Source organism: Arsenophonus endosymbiont of Bemisia tabaci Q2 (assembly GCF_902713415.1).
GTDB lineage: Bacteria > Pseudomonadota > Gammaproteobacteria > Enterobacterales > Enterobacteriaceae > Arsenophonus.
Window position 1 is genome coordinate 1 of the sequence record NZ_CACTIE010000226.1, and the last position, 3,817, is coordinate 3,817.

Consider the following 3,817-nt stretch of genomic DNA (forward strand, 5'->3'; position numbering starts at 1 on the left):
ATATTTGCCTACCTATTCGCCAGATCTTAATTCAATTAAACATAAATAGGCACAAGCTAAATGCAAAAAAAGAGCGCTCGGAGGCGACACAGATATTTTGTTCGCACTTAATATGGTGTAATCAAAATTAAGTCGCTTAGATATAAACTACACGATACGGCGATTAACTTAATGACACAAGCCAATTTCTAAGATTTTTACTCTGTTTTATTATCTTTGCACTGATAATGACGCTTTTGCTCTGTCTTTATTAATTTTGTGTTATTAATAACCTAAATTTAGTTAAACAAAAAATGATAAATAAGTGAAATTTTCAAAGTTAGCACTAATACTATGATAATTCATTGCATAATAATGACATTCAGCTTAAGTATCCATTAACGGCGTATTATTGCGATTAAGGATAATTTAAAATACAAAATTCATTTCTGCTGGACTCATCAATCAGTCATTAAAAATAAGTTAATACAGAGAGTAAAAAAACATTCATTGTCAGATTGGAATATTTTAATATTATTAAACAAAATATTACGCTACATAAAAATTGGGAAAATATTTTGGCCAATAAACAAAAATCCTCATTTCTGTTTCACGATTATGAAACATTTGGGCAGCATCCTGCTCTCGATCGACCCGCACAATTTGCCAGCATCAGAACCGACTCAAATTTTAATATTATCGAAGAGCCACAAATTTTTTACTGTGCCCCTGCCGATGACTATCTCCCTCAACTTCAAGCCGTAATGATAACGGGTATTACCCCCCAATATGCAATAGCTCATGGCATAAATGAATCTGAATTTGCTAGACGTATTCATGGAATATTTAGCATAGCCAATAGTTGTATTGTCGGTTACAACAATATTCGATTTGATGATGAAGTGACTCGTCATATTTTCTATCGTAATTTTTATGATCCTTATGCTTATAGTTGGCAGCAAGGTAATTCACGTTGGGATTTACTTGATGTGTTACGCGCTTGCTATGCGCTACGACCTGATGGCATTAACTGGCCTAGCAATGATGAAGGACTACCTAGTTTCAAATTAGAACATCTGACCACTGCAAACGGTATTGAGCATGCAAATGCTCATGATGCAATGGCCGACGTTTTTGCTACTATCGAAATGGCAAAATTAGTTAAGAAAGCACAGCCAAGGATATTCGATTACTTCTTTCAATTAAGAAATAAAAATGAAATTCGTCAATTGATTGATATTATTGCCATGACCCCGTTAGTGCATGTTTCCGGCATGTTGGGCGCAATACGAGCTAATACCAGTCTAATTGCACCACTGGCCTGGCATCCCGAAAACCGTAATGCCATTATTGCCTGTGATCTAGCAGCAGACATTGGCCCACTGTTAACATTAGATAGTGATACTCTAAAGCAACGTTTATACGCACCCAAAGCAGAGTTAGCCCGTGAATTAGCCATTCCTATTAAACTGATACATATTAATAAATGTCCAATTCTGGCTCCGGCCAACACACTGCGGACAGCAGATGCACAACGTATAGCACTAGATCTCGATGTCTGTCTGAATAATTTAGCCATATTGCGACAACATAGTGAAGTGCGGGATAAAGTTATTCAGCTTTTTAGCGAACCGCAACCCTTTCCTGAAGAAACTGATGTAGATACTAAGCTTTATGCCGGTTTTTTTGGTGATAATGATCGTTTAACAATGGCTATTATCCGTCAAACTTTACCGCAAAATTTGCCCGCATTGGAGCTCAAATTTGACGATCCCCGCATGAAGCAACTATTTTTTCGTTACCGTGCCAGGAACTATCCGGCTACACTGACAGAACAAGAACAGCTTGCCTGGTTACATCACCGACGCAATAGATTGACCAGCGAGAAAATAACCGAATATCTGCAAACTATCGAGCAATTATTTATTGAACATCAAGAAGATAAAGAAAAGTGCCTGCAACTAAAGGCACTGGTAGATTATGCCAAACAGATAGCCAGTTAATTGGGTTTCGTCATAACATACAAAAACGGGTTAGCTAATATAGCAAAGGCCAAATAATTGGCCTTTGCTGTGGTGAAACCGTCGATAGCGGTAAAATTTGCGATCACTAAGCGTCATTCATTTTTGGTAATGGCCGACGAAAACGGCGGGTGATAATTGCCATATAAAAAATCCCAACCGCTGCCTATATCCCTAATAGCATGGAAGTTTTCTCTAAATTGATCCAAAGCACTGATACGGTTAAAGCACTCATAATAGGTAGAATTAAGTAATTAAATTTATCCCGACAAGTATGACAGCGACGCTCTCTAAAATAAAATTGCTAAATAACCGAAAGATTAACAAAGGTAAAAGCAATTAATGCACCAAAATTAATCAATGCTGTGGCAATTTCCATATCAAACCAAATTGCCGTTAACGCCAGCATGCCAACTAAAATGACATTAAAAGCTGGGGTTCGCCATGTTGGATGAACATAACCAAAAAAACGCTCAGGAAATACGCCATCTCGTCCCATCACATACATGAGACGAGAAACTCCTGTATGGGCAGCCATACCTGATGCTAATACGGTTGCATACGAGAAAAGCAAAATAATCGACTGAAAAAGTGCACGAGCAACATATAGCATAATTTCAGGTTGCAATTCATCAGGTTTTTTAAAATGCGAAACATCAGGAAAATACAGCTGTAAAAAAAAATAAGAAACGCCAATAAAAATCAAACCACCAATCAAGGGCGTCAAGAAAATCGCCTTTGGTATTACTTTTTCTGCATTTCGTGTTTCTTCCGATAATGAACTGATGCCATCAAAGCCGAGAAATGAAAAACATAAAATCGTCTCCCCGGTGATCATCGGAATTAAATGCGCCTTTTCGGAGGTAAAAGGTCGCCATGACCAAATCTGACCAGAACCTTCGCTTTTAGATAATTCATGGATCAAAACAGCTAAAAAAACTAGCATAACAGCGATTTAAATAATCACAATAATGGTATTTAAGTTAGCGACTAAATTGATACCCCGTAGATTTAAAATAGTCATCAAAAAACTAATCCGACCACAAAAATACAGGGCGCAACAGAGGGAAAAATAGCTTCCAGATAAATTTTCGCTAACAGTATATTAATCATCGGCATGAATAAATAATCAAGCAAAGATGACCATCCCACCATAAAACCTAAATGTGGGCTCATCGATTTTTGTGCATAGGTATAGGCCGATCCCGCCGAAGGAAATCGTTTTACCAATTTACCATAATTCAATCCAGTAAAAAGAATAGCAATCAAAGCAATGATATAAGAAGAAGGAACATACTCATCAGTTTTTAATAACACTAAACCAAAAGTGTCAAAAACCGTCATTGGCTGCAAATAAGCCAGCCCCATCATGATAACCTGGATTAAAGTTAATGTCTTAACCAGTTGCGCACGATTATTTATCTCGGTATATTCTTTACTGAGAGCTAATTGGATATCATGAGACATGGCCAAAACCCCTCCTACAACTTCCGATTTCGCCTGGCTATTTTGCCTAAATCGATAGTTATAAGAAAAACTTCGCTCACGCCTATAGGCTGAGAAAAAAGAGAAATGAGAGAATAATGAGAGAATTAAGTTATCTTCGAAGCCGAACGCCCCGTAGTCATCAATAATACAGAAACCATGACCCATTGGCACAGGTGCAAAAATAGATAATTACGCCATAATAGCATTCTTCACTACGATAGTCTGCTTTGGTTTGACTACACGTTTTTTCTAACAGTTTTATCAACTTCGGCCAGGTTTCCGGCCTCATATAAAATTAAATAAATCAGCTTACAGATAAACAGATAAAC

1 protein-coding gene and 1 pseudogene are annotated in these 3,817 nt (G+C 37.3%); one reads left to right on the top strand and one right to left on the bottom strand.

Annotated elements, in window-relative coordinates:
- Positions 1-554 precede the first annotated feature (554 nt).
- Entirely contained in the window at positions 555-1,982 is a 1,428-nt protein-coding gene (sbcB, locus tag ARSQ2_RS10360) for an exodeoxyribonuclease I (protein ID WP_181994417.1), read from the top strand.
- A gap of 106 nt (positions 1,983-2,088) precedes the next feature.
- On the opposite strand, the pseudogene ARSQ2_RS10365 reads toward sbcB, so the two are convergent.
- Positions 2,089-3,467 (bottom strand): annotated as a pseudogene (locus ARSQ2_RS10365) (APC family permease).
- Positions 3,468-3,817 lie beyond the last annotated feature (350 nt).